Genomic DNA, 17,123 nt, shown 5'->3' on the forward strand with positions numbered 1-17,123 from the left:
TTAAGAATTTCAGTTTTCATCAAGAAGCCTCTTCCTGTGGTTGATATTGGTCAGGTAATCTGAAAAATCTGATCTGACCATACAATCGATTTTGAACTGAACCAGTAACAAGCAAGAAAATCAATAGATAAGCTGCGTTACCAACGTAAGGAGCTGAAGATTTCAATTTGCATCCAGGAAACGGTGATGAATGATAAAAGGAGGTTCACTCATGAATAAAAAATCCATATTGTCGCTGGTTCTTGCTGTTCTTTTTGTTTTTTCAGCATGTGGCTCCACAGATTTGGCAGAATCAGAAAGCTCCTCTACAGAACAAAGTGAGACAGAATCTGAGCAGCCAATATCAACAGCAGGTTCGTCTGATATGTTTACGGACAAAGACATGGAAATCGGGTATAACGAGGAAACAAGTACATGGATTACATTGTCTGGAGATAATGCTTCCAGTAATTCGGATACAGTGCAGGTTTCGGGCAGTACAGTTACGATTACAGATGCAGGTACCTATATTCTGTCCGGTTCGCTGGAAGATGGAATGATTGTTGTCAATGCAGAGGACACAGATAAAGTCCAGTTAGTGCTCAAGGGGGTGCAGATAACAAGCTCTACCTCAGCAGCCATTTATGTTTTACAAGCAGATAAGGTATTTATTACCACTGCATCCGGCACACAGAATACCCTTGCAAACGGTGGAGAATATGTCGCAATGGATGATAATAACATCGATGGGGTGATTTTTTCAAAATCAGATCTGACACTCAATGGCGATGGAACGCTGACAATTTCTGCTGATGCCGGTCATGGAATAGTTTCCAAAGATGACTTGGTTATTACAAGCGGAACTTACAATATCACAGCTGCAAGCCATGGAATTTCCGGCAAGGACAGTGTGAGAATTGCAAACGGAACTTATATGATTGAATCCGGCAAGGATGGAATTCATGCCGAAAATACGGAAGACAGCAGTATGGGATTTCTCTATGTTGGAGGTGGAACCTTTGATATTACAGCGGACGGCGATGGAATGAGTGCCAGCTCATATTTGCAGATTGAAAATGGAACCTTTACCATTACTTCCGGAGAAGGAAGCGCCAGTGTTTCCACCACAAGCAACACAACGGAATTCGGACAAAGCAGCAGCTTACAGGTAGAAACAACAACCGCACAGGATGACACCATCAGTCAGAAAGGCATCAAGGCAGATGGAAATATCAGCATTACAAGTGGTACCTTTAATCTGGATTCAGCTGATGATGCTATCCATGCAGCAAATGAAATTTCCATTGCTGCCGGTGAATTTAATATAGCCAGCGGAGATGATGCTATTCATTCGGACTCTTCTGTTGTGATTGAAGATGGTTCTTTTAAGATCAGCGATTGTTATGAAGGAGTAGAAGGCATGTCCATCACTGTTGATGGAGGAACTTTCGATATTACATCCGAGGATGATGGCTTGAATGCTGGCGGTGGAAATGACAGTTCTGGCTTTGGCGGCAGGATGTCTCAGCAGGACGAGTTTTCGACTAGCTCAGGCGGATTTATTACCATCAATAATGGCAGTCTTACCATAGTCTCAACGGGTGATTGCATTGACTCTAACGGTGATTTGACGATTAACGGAGGTGTGCTGAATCTTACCTGTAACGGTAGCGGAAATACAACGCTGGATTGCGATGGAAGCTACACCAATAATGGAGGCGAAATAACCACCAATGATGGATCGGAAAATAATCCTGGACAGATGGGCGGAATGGGAAAAACTGGCGGAAAAGGACAAGGTCATTCCGGATTTTAAAAAAGCCCAAAATTAAAAATACGATTTTTCAAAATGGAGAATGATGGCATTGACTTACGAAGAATATTACGGGGATGATTTTTTTCGTCTGAAGCGTGTGGAAGAAATTTTGTTGGACACCATTCGTCAGTACCCGGCGAAGGATTATGCGGACGGTGTGGAGCCGATTTTATACTGCAAATCCAGAATCAAAAATCCAGATAGTATGATTCATAAATTGAAAAAGCGCGGCGTTGCAACAGATGGAAAAACTGCAATCAGAGAAACGCATGACGCAGTGGGAGTGCGCATCATATGCTCCTTTATAGATGATGTCTATAAAATTTCTCAATGGCTGAGCACACAAAATAATTTTACGATTGTTGCTACCAAGGACTATATTGCCTATCCAAAACCAAATGGATACCGCAGCCTGCACCTCATTTTAAAATTTCATGATGGACCCGAACAGGGCATTCAGGCAGAAATTCAGCTTCGCACCATTGCTATCGACTTTTGGGCAGCTTTGGAACATCAGATGAAGTACAAGAAAAATATCCAATATGAAAAGACAATCTGTGATGAGCTCAAGCGCTGTGCAGATGAGATTGCTTCGGTGGATATGTCGATGCAGGCTTTGCGGGATATCATCCAAAACGATAAATGGGATTAAGTTTGTATTTGGGTTGCTAAAAGACGCAGCATAAGGTCAAAAATCCGGCAGAAAACCTAAGATAGCACGGTTTAGAGTCAACCTTGATTCCCCAAGAAATCATTTTCTGTTTTGCTTTTTTTACAATTTACAAAATTTCTTCTTGACGAGAGAATTGCTTTTAGATAAACTGAAAGTAATCCAAGATAAGGAGGAATTTTGTCATGTATTGCAGAAATTGCGGACAACCAATCGATGACAACGCAACGGTATGCCAGAACTGTGGGGCATATCAGAATAAAAATCCAAATGTGGAAGATAATGGCGGAATCGGCTGGGGACTTTTGGGATGCTGTATCCCTGTTGCGGGACTGGTCCTGTTCCTGGTTTGGAAGGATACTAAGCCCAGAACAGCAAAGGCAGCTGGAATTGGTGCACTGGTGTCAGTGATTCTGGGTATCCTGTATTATTTGCTTGTTTTTGTAGGAGCCCTCACCTTTGGTTTGTTGAGCTAGGTCATGCAGGCTTGGCTGTATCGCTGGCTGCCGATTATTTTCGGCTGTCATTGCCGGAGCGACCGTTCGTTTTTCTATCGTGGGAAACAGTTTCCAATCTGCGCCCGATGTACCGGTGAACTGATAGGAATTTTGTGCGCACTTCCCTGTTTTGTGCTTTTCTCAGTGCCCGACTTGAAAACGTGCCTTTTCCTGATGCTGCCGCTGCTGCTGGACGGTTTTGCTCAGAAACTGACAAGCTATCAAAGCGGAAATCTTCGCCGTTTGGTGACGGGGGTTCTGTTTGGTTATGCTTTGGTGGGTCTGGTGTCGATTACGACGATTTTTGCAGCGCAGGCAGGATTTGAGTTTGGAAAAAATCTAAAATAAAAACGTCCCATTCGGGACGTTTTTATTTTTATATCGATACTTTAAAGAAACAGAGAGTAAATGATTTTAGGATTTTCCAGCACCCTGTCAAAATCCAGCCGAAGCATCATGGTGACATGGCAGCAAAAATCGACCTGCTGTGAAATGGGCGAAATTCCCATCTCCTTGAGAAACTGTGTAAATTCGGGATACAGCGGCAGCAGGCTGCTGATTTCGGTATAATAGTCCCAGTGGGGAGTATCAATGTGATGGTCGGAAACAGATAAAATCAGGTCAGCTTGTCTTTGCTTCTGAATTTTTTCCATTAAGCCGCTTTCCTTAAAAAAATCCAGAATTCTTTCCGCGTCCGTCATCTGATCTTCCCCCTCAAATGATATGATTTCCTGAAAATAATATATCATATTTTAATATATAAAATCAATATCTATAACAAATATCTTATTTTGAGATATATCAATGATAGATAAAACTATATATGATATAAATATCATAGGAGGGATAAAGATGGAATTTTCACCGGGCAAAGTTGAGAAAATTTTAATTTCTTTAAGGATAGAAGAGCCTTTTTTAAATAAAATAGATGTGGCAGCCACAGAAAGAGAAATGTCTCGAAATGAGTTTATTTGTCAGGCTATTGCTTACGCGATGGACCACATGGAAAAAAAGAAACTTGAGGAATAGTTGGTAAACGATTTATTTTTCCTATATTCAAAAATGTAACAAAACAGGCTCACTTGATATCAAGTGAGCCTGTTTCAATACGGTAATATTTACAAATATTGGTGCGTGTGATATACTACAGCTTGTCAGAAAGATGGCACGGTTATTTCCCCAAAAAAGGGGGTGACCGTTATGACGATTTTAGAAGTGATTGCACTTTTAAATTTACTTGCAACGGTTATCTTTGGTATTTTAATGTACATAAAGAAATAACCACCCCTAAGTAAAAGGGGCGGCGTTTCCTCAAGTAATTCAGTTGTTTGGGAATGACCGCCGTCTGGCACACGGGAGCCATCTCTCTGACATTCATTATATAACCAAGGTTTACGTTTTGTCAAGAAAGCTGTTTCAAAAGCGGAAGCGGTATTATACCGCTTCCGCTTTTGTGCTTATAAATGCAGTCTCTTTTTTAGCTCGGACCAGGTGTCCTTTCCGATAAATAAAACCAGCGCCGCAAGGTAAATCACGCTTGCCGCAGCGGTCAGGACAGTAGGCCACAAAACCGTGGTCCAGCCTGTCAGCAGGAAGATTACCGGAACCATACTGAATACCGCTGAAACAACCATATAGATGATATAATTTTCAATCGAGCGGTGTCCTGTTGCGGCAATCGAAGCAATTACAATCATGGAAAAACTGCACAATGCCGGAATCAGGTAGTTAAACGACCAGCGATGAAAGCCGGTCATCAGGTCAAAGATGACCACTACCAGTGCAATGGTGACCAGCTGATACAGAACATGTTTGCAGAAGGAACTGCGTTTGCGGATTGCCTGTGCAACGGTGGCCCATCCAGCCCCCACTCCTGCCAGCACAAACAGTGACCACCAGCTGTGCGTCCAGAACAGCAGATTGCAGGTGATGCAGATAACGCAGATGGTGACAGATAAAAACAGCAAAAACCGAATCAGAAGATTGTATTGATGGTAGATTGTCGGGATATAGGGAAAAATCTCGTCATCATATCCCTGCTGATCGGTCTCGGTCAGAAAGCGCTGGCACAGCGGACAGCGTTCCCGACCGGATGGAACAACAACCTTGCACTTTTCACAGTATTTCATTGCAGATCATCCTCCAACTTATTGGACTGAATTTCCACCGGAATGCCCGCCTGGGTCAGCTGGCGGAAAAAGTGCTTTTGAACATTGGTGCTGCGAAATGCAGAAGTGAAGCTGACGGTCAGTTCCCCGCCATAAGAGCAGACACACGCCTGAAGCTTATCGGTGCTGACAAAAACATCAAAGCGTTTGACAAACGGCTTTGCAGCCTCAGGCAGATCAATTTTACCGATATTGGAGATGGAACCGGCAGTATAGCTTTCGCTGATGGTGTCGGCAGTCCACAGAATCAGGTCCTTGATGACCAGAGGAATCGCGCGGGCAACATAGTTGTGTTCTGCCTTGGAGAGTGCAGCCATTCTGGCACCCAGCTGTTCGGCGGTCAGTTCCCGCTTAAATTCTTCCTTCACGCAGGCAATAACATCTTCCAGCGTTCCAGGCCCCTGGGAAAAGTTATAGCCGACCTGAATGACACCAAAAAAGTTTCGGGCGGTCTCCGACTGAAAATAGTTTCGCAGATTGACCGGAACCGAAAGGATCACCGGCTTTTTCTTTTGGCGCAGCGGGATTTCCTCGGCAAAAGCAATCAGCATCATCGAGGTAAGCATTACGGTAAGGGTGGTATTATAGGATTTTGCAAGCTGCAAAACCTCCTTGACCGGCATGATTCCTTCGATGATTTTGAGTCTGCCCTCCGGTACACGAAGACCTTTGAGCTGGCAGGATTTTCTGCTTTTGGTTCTCTTTGCGCTGTGGTGAGGGTCATAATACTTGGAAAAGCTGTCTTCGTCCCGTTCCGAAACCGAGGCATCATATTCGATCTCGGACAAAAGATCCTCTTTCAGCGGTGGATATTTGATTGCAAGATAATTGCATACCAGTGTTTTTAAAAACTGCAGTGCACCGGTGCCGTCGGTCAGGGAGTGGTAAACCTCCAGATTGATGCGGTTGCGGTAACAGCTTACCTCAAAAAGCAGGTTTCGGCTGCTGGGGTCATAGATCTGTCCGCAGGGTGGACGATACTCCGGCTCCACAACCGGTACAAGTTCTGTCTTTTCCAGATAGTACCAGAACAGACCATGCTTTAATACACTGCGAAAGATGGGAAAAACATCCAGAGATCGCTCGGTGGCCTGCTGGAGAATATCCCGGTCAACCCACTCGCTCAGCTGGCAGGCAAAGCGAAACACCTTGGTGTCCTGCTTGTTGCTGGTAGGCGGGAATATTTTTGCGGCATTGTCTAAACGGGTCCAATCAGCACTCTTCTGGCTCAAGACCGTTCACCTCTTTGTTTGTATTCTCTGTCAGCGAGATTTTGTTTTCTTCCGTTTCACTGATTACCTCGCCGAAAGTATCCGACTCATTCTTTAGGAAATTATTGATATAGCGATAGGCTTTTTTAACATGTTTAAAGCTTGGGTTCAGGGACATAAATCCATGCAGCGCATCATGGATGCGATGGATTTCGACGATGTTGCCAGCTTCAGAAAGCTTTCTTCCGTAAGCTTCTCCCTCATCCCGCAGCGGGTCAAACTCCGCTGTAATGATCAGTGTTTTTGGCTGGTGACTTAAATCCTTGCTGATAATAGGGGCGTAATATGGGTTTTGCAAATCCTCATCCGAAGATCGGTAAAGCGCCATATAATCAACCATACGCTTACTGGTCAACAGATATCCTTTTCCATTGGTGCGCACCGACTCAAACGGTGAATTTTCGGTGTGGTCGTTATTGGTGGCAGGATACAGAAGAATCTGGCGTTTTGGGAAAAACTCCCCGCGATCTCGCGCCATCAGAGAAACGACCGCTGCCAGATTTCCGCCCGCACTGTCTCCAATGAGTGTGATATCGTCCGGTGTGTTGCCAAACATATCGCAGTGTGCAAAAATTTCTTTTGCAGCACGATAACAGTCTTCCGGAGCTGCCGGGAATTTGTGTTCCGGTGCTAGCTGATAATCGACCGATACGACGATGTGACCAGTGATCTTTGCCATATTGGTGCAGACCTTGTCATACGAGTCGATGTTTCCGGTGACCCAGCCGCCGCCATGGAAAAAGAGCAGGACAGGGTGTGGACCTTTTACATCGGGAGCAAAGATGCGGACTGGAATGTTGTGATCCCCTGCCCAGATCTCCCTGTCCCAGATTTTATAAAATGGGCGAAGAACATGGGGATGGGATGCATTGACGAAGGTTCGCTGAATTTTATAGCCGTTTTTCTTATCCAGTAGTTCCGGATAGGAAAGAGCTTTTAACGTTGCGCGCATAAACTGATTAATTGCCATAAATGATAGACATCCTTTTCATTTGAAAGAGGGTTAATGGTGAATCAAGATTTCGGAGTATAAAAACTTTTTGTACATCCGTCAATTCTTTATGCTTATTATAGCGTATATCCTCTCTAAAACAAAGAAGGAAATGTCGTGTATTTTGGAAATTTTTTAAACAGCGTGAAAAAGTGATTGGATAGCTGTAAAAATACTGTAAAAAGAGGCTTTGATATTTGAAAGATCGTGTCAGATGCAGTATAATAAAAAGGTATGTACTCAATAGATGAAGACGATGTAAGATGAGGGAAGTGTAGTTTTTGCCGGACGAAATTTATTATGATAACAGCGCGACGACCAGAACAAGAGAGGAAGCCGCAAAATTAGTATACGAAATGTTGACCGAGTGTTATGGAAACCCTTCTTCCCTGCACCGAAAAGGCTTTGAGGCACAAAAACGCCTGGACAAAGCGCGGGAGCAGGTGGCATCATCGCTTGGCTGTCAGAGTTCGGAAATCTACTTTACCTCTGGCGGTACAGAGGCGGACAATATTGCAATTCTGGGTGCGGCAAGAGCGCAGAAACGCCGCGGCAACCGCATTGTAACGACTGCGTTTGAACATGATGCAGTGCTTAATACCGTAAAATATCTGGAGAGTGAAGGCTGGGAAATTGTTCGACTGATGCCGGATGCAAACGGACAGATTACACCGGAGCAGGTACTGGAAGCAGTGGATGACAAGACCGTGCTGGTGTCGATTATGGCAGTCAACAATGAGATCGGCAGCATTCTGCCAATTGGTGCAATTAGCCGCCAATTGCGCCGGAAATATCCACAGCTGCTCATCCATTGTGATGCGGTTCAGGCTTATTGCAAGGAGCCGATCAAACTGGGAAAAACAATGGACGTTGATTTCCTTTCGGTCAGTGGACACAAGATCTATGCACCAAAAGGATGCGGCGCACTTTATATCAAAAAAGGAACCCGGTTCCGTCCGGTCACCTTTGGCGGTGGACAGGAAAAGAATGTGCGCCCTGGAACTGAAGGAATTGCTAATGCATGTGCGATGGGACTGTCCGCCAGCCTCCTCATGCAGGAACGGGAAGAAAATCATAAAAGAATTACCCAAATCCGCGACGCACTTTTGGAAGGATTGACAAATCTTCCGGATATCTGCATCAATTCCCCTGCTGATGCGACACCTTATATTTTGAACTTCTCAGCATTGGGTGTGCGCTCGGAGATCATGCTTCATTTTCTTGAGGAAAAAGGAATTTATGTATCCAGCGGTTCAGCCTGTGCCAAGGGAGGAGCAAGTCATGTGCTCGCCTCGATGGGAATGGATCACCAGCGTGCGGACAGCGCAATCCGGTTGAGCTTTGGAAGATACAATACGCTGGAAGAAGTTCCCGTATTTTTGCAGGCTTTGCAGGAAGGCCTGAATCGGTTTCGAAAATAATTCATAGGAATAGTAGAGTAAGAGGTGTAACATGAAAGAAGTTATCTTGTTAAAGAATGGCGAGATTGCCCTGAAAGGTTTAAATCGCCATGCGTTTGAGGATCGTCTGATCAAAAATGCCCGCCGCAAATTGATGTCGGTCGGTTCCTTCCATTTCCGCAAGGCTCAGTCCACCATCTATGTTGAGCCAGATGAAGAAGGATATGATCTGGATGAAGCGGTTGACCGCCTGCAGAAGGTATTCGGAATTGCGGCATTGACAAGAGCCTGTGTAATCGATAAAGATTTTGAGCTGATCAAAAAGACTGCAGCAGAATATCTGAAGGATGAGCTGGAAAATGAGGCTACCTTTAAGGTAGAGGCAAAACGTTCGGACAAGAGCTTCCCGCTTAAGTCTCCGGAGATCTGTGCAGGTGTCGGCGAATATCTGCTCGAGCAGTTCCCACATCTGGAAGTTGACGTGCACAACCCGGACATTGTCGTTATGGTAGAAGTACGCGATTATGCAGCTTATGTTCATGGAAGTCAGATCAAAGGTGCAGGCGGTATTCCGGTTGGAACCGGCGGCAAAGCAATGCTGCTGATCTCCGGCGGTATCGACAGCCCGGTAGCGGGTTATATGATGGCAAAACGTGGTTTGGAAATCAGTGCCATCCATTTTGTATCTCCTCCGTATACATCGGAGCGTGCAAAACAGAAAGTAATTGATTTGGCGCACAAGATGTGCTCTTACTGCGGCAGAATCAAGATGTACATCGTGCCATTCACCGAAATTCAGGAAGCAATTCGTGATCAGTGTCCGGAGGATCTGTTCACCATTATTATGCGTCGTTACATGATGAAGATTGCCTGCCGTGTAGCCAGACAGAATGAATGTGAGGCTCTGGTTACAGGAGAAAGTGTGGGTCAGGTAGCCAGCCAGACCATCCAGGCAATTGCCTGCACCGATGAAGCATGTGATATGCCGGTTCTTCGTCCTGTAATCGGTATGGATAAGGATGAAATCGTTATCATTTCCAGAAAAATCGATACCTTTGAAACATCCATCCTGCCATATGAGGATTGCTGTACTGTCTTTACTCCAAAACATCCAAGAACCAAACCTCAGTTAAAATTTGTTAAATTTGCAGAGGATGAGATGAACGCAGAGGAATTGATCAACCGGGCAATCGAGAATATCGAACAGCTCAATATCTCTAATTCCTGAGTCTGAGGTGTTTTAAGAAGGATTTACCGCTTGAAACCGGAATTTGTTTGGATTATGATATTGATATAACAGGAGATGTCCTTTTAAAATGAGTCCAGGCTGTCGGTTCGGACAGCAAAAACGGATCGTAGATTGAGGTGGAAAACATTGAAAGTCTATATCGTAGGGGTGGAAGCAGGAAGCCAAAAGGGTTTGCTGGCATCACCCTATATTGAAAAAGAACTGCGTGTTCTTGGCTATGACGTAGAGAAATTTCCGTCCAGGGATATTGGCAGTTTAAATCGTTCCTTTCAGGCCTGTGCGCAGTCGGAGGCACTGATCCTTTGTCCCCTCACCGGAAATCTTTCAGTAGATGCAGCCTGTGTTCATGCAGCGGCTCAGGCAAGTCAAAAAGAATTGATCGAAAGAGAAGAGGTTGCACGGCATCTTGCAAAGAGAGGAAAACTTTCGCAGGAGCAGATTGAGGAGCTCGCTCTGATGCCGGAAGGAGCACGAATTTTCCCATGCCACCGTTCCCTGATCCCAGGATTTGAGGTGGCAGGTGACGAATTCCACATTGTGGTGCTGCCTTCCAATCCAGAGGAACAGACCAGCCTGTTTTTTAGCTACCTGTTCCAGATTCTCAATAAGACCAGCCCAACCCCATGTTACAGCCGCGTGCTGCGCATTATGGAGATGGGATTTGAACAGGCACAGGAGGTCTTGCAGGATTTAACCAGTAAAGAGCTTCCCTGTGTGGCAATTTATGAAAAACGTTCCGAGCTCATTATCCGAATTTCGGATAATGATTCAAACCGTCAAAAAGCGGCAGAACGCTGCAACGAAGCAATGAGAGCCATCGTACAGCGTCTGGGAACCCATGTATACGGGATTGATGTAAACGGAATCGAGCATGCGCTGGCACTTAAGTGTGCCAAGAAAAATATTCGCATTGCATTTGCAGAGTCCGGCTCGGCAGGTCTGGCGGCAAAACGTTTTCATAATGTCGATAAGGACGAAAAACTGATCTATTCGGTATATCAGTGTCAGCCGGAAAAGATGGATCTGGAAAAGATTGGCATCAATGACAAGATTGGAAAAACATTTGGTCCAGTCAGCGCAAATGTAACAGCTGCAATGGCACTGGGAGCTTCCAAGCAGGAAGAAAAAGATATCCTGGGATTAGGATTAAGCCTGCCGAATGCAGCATTCAAGAGCCGCAAAGCCTATGTGGCAGCAGTGCTCAACGGAGTGTGTATGATGCAGGAACTGGATGCGGGGAATTATCATTCCCTTACCCAGATGACATCAGATGCCGTTGCAAAATTATTTAATCTGGCAAGGAAACTGGTCGACAGTTATCCACAGGCTCCAGAGGGAAGCTGTGATGCTGAAGAAGCGGTTCTGGAAGGAATGGGCGTTGTTCCACAGACTGCTGCTTTGAGCCTTGCAGAAAATAACCTGATGGAACCTGATAATCACAAGAAAAAGGGGCGAAAGACAGCGAAAGAGAAGAATCTTCCACAGGAAGTAAAAAAAGCGCCAAAAGGTTTTAAAGGTATTTTATACCGTATTTTCCCGAATCGGGATGACAGTGGATTTGACAAGGTCCGCAAGATTTTGATGTGGATCTGTGTGTGTGTGTTCATGGGATCGATGATCTATCTGATCGATTTTGGAGCCCAGAATAGAAAATCCCAGGCAAATCTGGCAAGCCTTCAGGATGAGATGGCACAGGCAGAAAAGGATATTGCAGATGGTAAGGTTAATGTATCCAATATTGAAGGATATCCAAATGACTATCTGCCAAAATTCTATTCTTTCTATCAGAGAAACGAGGATATCAAGGGTTGGATCAAGATTGATGATACCAACGTAAACTTCCCGGTTGTTCAGACTTCAGACAATGATTATTATCATCGTCTGGGATTCGATAAGGAATATGATTACTATGGTACCCCTTACATCGACTATGAGTGCGATGTTAAAACACCAAGTACCAATATCATTATCTATGGACACAATATCCGCAACGATGGACAGATGTTCAATGATCTGACCAAATATAAACAGCTCTCCTTCTACAAGGAGCATCCGACAGTAAGCTTCGATAGTGTTTATAAAGAGGGTACATACAAGATTATTGGTGCATTCATCACCAACACAGAAGCTTCGCACGATAATGGAAATGTATTTGAGTACAACCACTTTGTCAATGCAGAAACGGAAGAAGAGTTTAATGAATTCATCGATGAGGTAAGACGCCGCAGCATTTTTGATACTCCGGTTGATGTGGAGTATGGAGATGAGTTGCTGACACTCTCTACCTGTACCTATGAATTTAAGGAAGCACGCTTTGTCGTAGTTGCACGCAGAGTGCGCGATGGCGAAGATGCAAGTGTTGATGTAGATCAGGCAGTAGTCAATGAAGATGCATACTATCCGGCAGTTTATGCAGATGCAGCAGAATATGCAAAGAAACTGGGTCAGGTTAAGAGCATTACCATTGATGGCAAACGTGAGCTCACCATGAATGTGGGTGACACCACCACTCTGACTGCAAAAGTAAGCCCTTCTGATGCGGCAATCCAGTCCTGTACTTGGGATTCCAGCAATAAAGCAGTTGTGACGGTAGACAAAAATACCGGTCTGATAACAGCGGTTGGAGCGGGTACAGCTCAGATTACGGCAGTGGCAGATGATGGCGGTTATGTAGATAACATTACCATTACAGTAAAAGGCAGTGGAAAGGAACTGACTGGTATTACACTGGATTCCTCTTCTATCAGCCTGAAACCAGAAGAAACCAAGACATTGACTGCAACCCTCCAGCCAGAAGGTGCACAGGCAAGCCTGACCTGGAAGAGCAGCGATGACAGTATTGTTCATGTATCTGGTAATGAAACAAAAGCAGAGATTAAAGGTATCAATGCAGGAAGTGCAGAAATCACAGTAGCTTCCTCTGATGGAAAATACAGTGCAACCTGCAAAGTAACTGTAACGGCTTCAGGTGCGGATGAAAACAATCCAAGCATTGTCTTTGCACAAAGTAAACTGAGCCTGACTGTTGGACAGCCGCAGAACATCAAACTGTCGGTTGCACCGGCAAATGCAGATATTGGAACCGTTTCCTTTAGTTCCAGCAGCGATGCAATCAGTGTACAGAACGGATACAGCAATACCGATGTTATCGTAACAGCGCAGAAAGCGGGAGAAGCTGTCCTGACAGCGACAACCTCCACCGGCTTACAGGCAAGCTGTACCATTACGGTAAAAGAAGAAGGCAGCGGAGAAACAACCGATAAGGCAAAACTGAGCGTAAATCAGTTGGTACTCAATCCAGGTGAGGAAGCACAGCTTCAGTACAGCGTTGATCCGGGAGGAACCGAGATTGTATGGTCTTCCAGCAATCCTCGAATTGCAGATGTTGACCAGAACGGTTATGTAACCACCATTATTTCTCTGGATCAGACCACAGAGGTTACCATCACCATGGCAACCAAAGATGGAAGCGCTTCTACCCAGACAACCGTTACTGTTATGGGAACTTCGGGCGGAAGTTCTTCCGGCAGCAACAATAATGGAAACAACAACCAGAACAACAATAACCAGAATAACAACAATCAAAATGGCAATCAGGGAGCACAGTCAGACCTTGGACTGGAAGCCAAAGGTGCTTCTGTTGAGGTTGGCTACGATAAGTGGCTGGACATCTATGTTGACAGACCGGAAGGTGAGGTAACAGTCGTATGTTCTTCCAGTGACCGCAGCATTGCCCGTGTTGATAATAATGGTATTGTTACGGGTGTTGGCGAAGGTACTGCAACCATTACGATTACCGCAACGGATAATAATACCGGCGAGTATCAGACTGTAACCGTACCAGTAACGGTTACTGGCGGCGGATATGGTTATGGAACCAATGACCCAGTTCCGGATGAAGGAGAAGATGATTCTAATTCTTCGCAGACCGGTGGATTTGGTACAAGAGAATAAACCACAATAAAAAATCCCGAAAGCAGTAAAACTGCTTTCGGGATTTTTGTTATGTACGTTTATCGAACTTCAGTACCGGTATAATAGTGGGTTAGAATATCAACATAGTCCCAACCCTGCATTGCGTAGTAGTCAGCACCCTGCTGGCTCATGCCAACGCCATGTCCATAACCATAGGTTGTGAAGGTAAAGGAGTCGCCATCATAGGAAACCTCGAATGCTGCGGAATTGATCTGTGCACCAAGAATGGTTTCACGTACGGTTCTGCCGCTGACAGTTTGTCCGCACACTTCAATCGTGTCAACATAAAGTCCATTGATGTATTCCGGATTGGAGAACCAATCTTCCGGATCACTGTAAGAATAAGGATCCATATCGAGGTAATCTTCCAGATAATCTGCAATCTCGCTTTCCGAGAAGGTCTTGGTAGCGCCGAATGCTTTTAAAGAGGTATCGCCAGGGCTTTCTACGCTGACCAGATATGGAAGATATCCGCCCCAAACATGTTCAGCATCCATCGACTGGCCTGCATTGGATGCACAATAAGTTGCATCAATGTATTCACCATCATAATAAATAGCTTGTCCAATTACTTCGTTGACAGCATCCTCAACCTTGTCAGATACGTCATCTTTGGCAACAACCTGAGGGCAGGAGCCGTTTTCGTTGTGATAACGGACATAGGTATAAGCGGCAACGGCCTGTGCTTTTAAAGCCTCTTCCTGGAAGCTGGCACCCATCTCTGCTTCTACCATACGGCCAACAATCTCAGCAGCATCGCCGTAAATGGTTTTTCCATTAACCTTTACGCCGAGGGTCCATTCATCTGTATTCTCAACAGAGCCGCTGGATGAAGTGGATTTACTGCTGCTTTTCTTGATGACTTTTCGGGTAGAACTTTTTTGGGTGGAGGTTTCATTTTCCACACCCGGTTTTCCCAGTGCCAGGTAATCCTCAACCTGACTGTAAAGTTCAGCAGTTACTCCCTGTGCAGGCTGCTGCATGTTTTGAACCTGTATCATAATTAAAAAGCCTCCTTTAATGTAGGTTACGATTTGACTTAGCTGTGAAGATTTGCTTTGAGCTGTGCTTCATCCGGTTTTGTGCCGCCAAACAGCTGATACCACACATCCGGATAGAGCGGATTTGGATTCATGGATGCCTGAGAAGTATCGACATCAGCACTTTCCCCTTTACGAACTTTTCGTGCCACCACAACATAGCGGGCATCCTTAAATTCATAGGTACAGGTGGAAAGTGTCAGCAGCTCATCCGATGGAAGGACATCCACACCGGTATTGATAATGCTGCGAATGAGCACATCATCGATATATTCCTGTGTCTGTGCTTCGCTTTGTGAGTCAATGAACTCATGATATGGGAAAATTTCTCCATGCTCGGAATGGGTGTTGGTATAGAAAACCGAGATGATTTTGTATTGCCCCTCGTGGTAAACGCTATTAAATTCGACGACAGGATGCTGCTGGTAATATTCCAATTCTTTGTAGCCTTTGAGAATATTGAACATCTGACCATCGGTACGGATGTTATGTCCATAAATAATGGTGTTGGTGCTTGGCTTTTTCAAATCCACCGCTGCATCGACAAACGGAACAGCGTGTTCGCTGTACTCCCCTTCAAAGTTCATGCGGTAATACTTGGTGTTGTCTGTAGTTTGTACAACCGGATAATCCAGTCCGGTTCCATCGATGTTGATCCATCCGACGATATCCGGGTTGATCTCCCAAAGTCCCGCAAAATCTTTGTCATATCCTGAAGGATAACCAGCAGGGGCAAGAAATCCAGGATTGTCATATACTTCTCGAAGAGATTGGTAAGTACTTCTGTTCTGGGCAGATTTCCAATAATAATATCCCAGATATCCCACGGACCCTAAAAAGATCAGGATAAAAATGAATAATAAAAAGCTGATGATAGGAGAACGCTTTCTTGCAACGGCTTCTCCCCCGATATCTTCGGAAAAATCTTGTTCCCATTTGTTTTTGGAAGATTTTTCTTTTCGCTTTTTCCATCGAGATTTTTTTGGAATGTCCTCTTCCTCGAAATCATCTTCGAAATCGTCGTCTTCAAAATCATCGTCCAAATTTCCCTGATATAGGTAAGAAGAAGCAGATTGGTAAGAGGGTACTGCTACGGTTGGTTCCTGATTTTGTGTTGCCGAGGAAGCATAGATGGAAGCCGAACGGCTGATTCGCTGTGGTCCTGAGGATGCAGGTACTGTGCCGGAAGAAAAATTAAGATCGCTTAGATCTTCTTTCTGCATCTGTTTTTCAACGGCTCTCAGGCCCTTCCTGCCAATGCCGGAGATGGTAGTTATCTTTCCGCATTCACTGACCAGATCCTCCAGAAAGCTGTCACAGCACTGACGGGAACGCTTTTCGCTGTCACAGGTTGCGATCAGACGAAGAACGGGACTGCTGGAGGTTCCGCCCAGTAGAGGAAGAAAATCTGCAGAGCGGTTACGGATACGGTCAATGTAGTCTGATACATCCTCCTGCCGGTCAGAACGGATGGGGATGTCTACCGTAACAGAGCCGGGATAAAAGGTCTTGAGCAGAAGAGGGAACAGCTGGTTTGCCAGCAGACGAAGCATAGTTTTTGCTTCCGCCGGCAGCACAGCAATGTTGGTGCTGGTAAAGTGAAGCAGAAATCCAGCTTCCTTGCAGCTGGGATCACTTAAAGGGATGGCATCCTGCGGGATCATGGCGCTTTGCAGCTGAGAAATATTTCCGGCAGCGCGCATATCCTGCGTGGCCTTAGGGTCTTGTCTTAAAGGCTTGTTAAAGCCCTGTGCCAGAATCTCCCTTGCCCGAAGAACAGGAGCATTGTCCAGAATCAGAATAAACTTGCTGTCCCGGACAGACTGGCTGATTTGGCTGATCAGCTGCTGTCGGTCGCTGACCATGACCTCATTGCCAAAGTCAAGCCCTAACAGCAGAAATTGCTGACATAGATTGGGGTTTGCTCGCATCAGGCTGTGAAGGGAGTATCCGGTGTTTAACAGTAATATCTTATGTTTCACCGATTCATACCTTCCTGTTGACGGAAAAATTCCGATTAATACCATTGTAATTATAGAGGAATTAAAGTTTTCGTGCAAGAATACT

General features: G+C 45.1%; 14 protein-coding genes. 8 read left to right on the forward strand and 6 right to left on the reverse strand.

Features of this window, described 5'->3' with window-relative positions; translation table 11 throughout:
• Positions 1–211 precede the first annotated feature (211 nt).
• The 4 genes from BQ5375_RS03010 (at position 212) to BQ5375_RS03025 (ending at position 3,310) form a co-directional block, all read left to right on the forward strand.
• On the forward strand, positions 212–1,795 hold the full coding sequence (locus BQ5375_RS03010; protein ID WP_022131449.1) for a carbohydrate-binding domain-containing protein: 1,584 nt from the start codon (positions 212–214) through the stop codon (positions 1,793–1,795).
• 40 nt (positions 1,796–1,835) lie between these two features.
• Positions 1,836–2,447 (forward strand): GTP pyrophosphokinase, encoded by a 612-nt coding sequence (locus BQ5375_RS03015; protein WP_235849971.1) that lies wholly within the window; start codon positions 1,836–1,838, stop codon positions 2,445–2,447.
• Positions 2,448–2,650: 203 nt separating this feature from the next.
• The gene (locus BQ5375_RS03020; protein WP_022131447.1) at positions 2,651–2,941 is read left to right on the forward strand and encodes a zinc-ribbon domain-containing protein; all 291 of its coding nucleotides are present in this window, start codon (positions 2,651–2,653) and stop codon (positions 2,939–2,941) included.
• 3 nt (positions 2,942–2,944) lie between these two features.
• The gene (locus tag BQ5375_RS03025; RefSeq protein ID WP_022131446.1) at positions 2,945–3,310 is read left to right on the forward strand and encodes a DUF2085 domain-containing protein; all 366 of its coding nucleotides are present in this window, start codon (positions 2,945–2,947) and stop codon (positions 3,308–3,310) included.
• 41 nt (positions 3,311–3,351) lie between these two features.
• Here the strand turns inward: BQ5375_RS03025 and BQ5375_RS03030 are convergent, their stop codons facing one another.
• Positions 3,352–3,663, reverse strand: coding sequence for a hypothetical protein (locus BQ5375_RS03030; RefSeq protein WP_022131445.1), 312 nt, complete (start codon positions 3,661–3,663; stop codon positions 3,352–3,354).
• A gap of 151 nt (positions 3,664–3,814) precedes the next feature.
• Here BQ5375_RS03030 and BQ5375_RS14315 point away from each other — a divergent pair, with 151 nt between their 5' ends.
• On the forward strand, positions 3,815–3,991 hold the full coding sequence (locus BQ5375_RS14315; protein WP_022131444.1) for a hypothetical protein: 177 nt from the start codon (positions 3,815–3,817) through the stop codon (positions 3,989–3,991).
• 428 nt (positions 3,992–4,419) lie between these two features.
• Here the strand turns inward: BQ5375_RS14315 and BQ5375_RS03035 are convergent, their stop codons facing one another.
• The 3 genes from BQ5375_RS03035 to BQ5375_RS03045 are packed head-to-tail and all read right to left on the reverse strand — an operon-like array spanning position 4,420 to position 7,371.
• Complete coding sequence (locus BQ5375_RS03035; protein WP_022131373.1) at positions 4,420–5,091, reverse strand: DUF6320 domain-containing protein; 672 nt, start codon at positions 5,089–5,091, stop codon at positions 4,420–4,422.
• Entirely contained in the window at positions 5,088–6,362 is a 1,275-nt protein-coding gene (locus BQ5375_RS03040; protein ID WP_022131372.1) for a hypothetical protein, read from the reverse strand. Before BQ5375_RS03040 ends, BQ5375_RS03035 begins: the two co-directional genes overlap by 4 nt.
• On the reverse strand, positions 6,343–7,371 hold the full coding sequence (locus BQ5375_RS03045) for an alpha/beta hydrolase (RefSeq protein ID WP_022131371.1): 1,029 nt from the start codon (positions 7,369–7,371) through the stop codon (positions 6,343–6,345). Before BQ5375_RS03045 ends, BQ5375_RS03040 begins: the two co-directional genes overlap by 20 nt.
• A gap of 302 nt (positions 7,372–7,673) precedes the next feature.
• Between BQ5375_RS03045 and BQ5375_RS03050 the strand changes: the two genes are divergently transcribed.
• From BQ5375_RS03050 to BQ5375_RS03060, 3 genes are all read left to right on the forward strand, one after another.
• The gene (locus BQ5375_RS03050; protein WP_022131370.1) at positions 7,674–8,813 is read left to right on the forward strand and encodes a cysteine desulfurase family protein; all 1,140 of its coding nucleotides are present in this window, start codon (positions 7,674–7,676) and stop codon (positions 8,811–8,813) included.
• A gap of 31 nt (positions 8,814–8,844) precedes the next feature.
• Positions 8,845–10,020 (forward strand): tRNA uracil 4-sulfurtransferase ThiI, encoded by a 1,176-nt coding sequence (thiI, locus tag BQ5375_RS03055; RefSeq protein WP_022131369.1) that lies wholly within the window; start codon positions 8,845–8,847, stop codon positions 10,018–10,020.
• Between the two features lie 147 nt (positions 10,021–10,167).
• Positions 10,168–13,995, forward strand: a complete 3,828-nt coding sequence (locus BQ5375_RS03060) for an Ig-like domain-containing protein (RefSeq protein ID WP_022131368.1) — start codon at positions 10,168–10,170, stop codon at positions 13,993–13,995.
• A gap of 59 nt (positions 13,996–14,054) precedes the next feature.
• Here the strand turns inward: BQ5375_RS03060 and BQ5375_RS03065 are convergent, their stop codons facing one another.
• Both BQ5375_RS03065 and srtB read right to left on the reverse strand, forming a co-directional pair.
• Positions 14,055–15,017 (reverse strand): SpoIID/LytB domain-containing protein, encoded by a 963-nt coding sequence (locus tag BQ5375_RS03065; protein ID WP_022131438.1) that lies wholly within the window; start codon positions 15,015–15,017, stop codon positions 14,055–14,057.
• 38 nt (positions 15,018–15,055) lie between these two features.
• Positions 15,056–17,038, reverse strand: coding sequence for a class B sortase (gene srtB, locus BQ5375_RS03070; RefSeq protein ID WP_022131437.1), 1,983 nt, complete (start codon positions 17,036–17,038; stop codon positions 15,056–15,058).
• Positions 17,039–17,123: the final 85 nt, after the last annotated feature.

The sequence above is a fragment of the Negativibacillus massiliensis genome (assembly GCF_900148495.1).
Taxonomy (GTDB): Bacteria; Bacillota; Clostridia; order Oscillospirales; family Ruminococcaceae; genus Negativibacillus; species Negativibacillus massiliensis.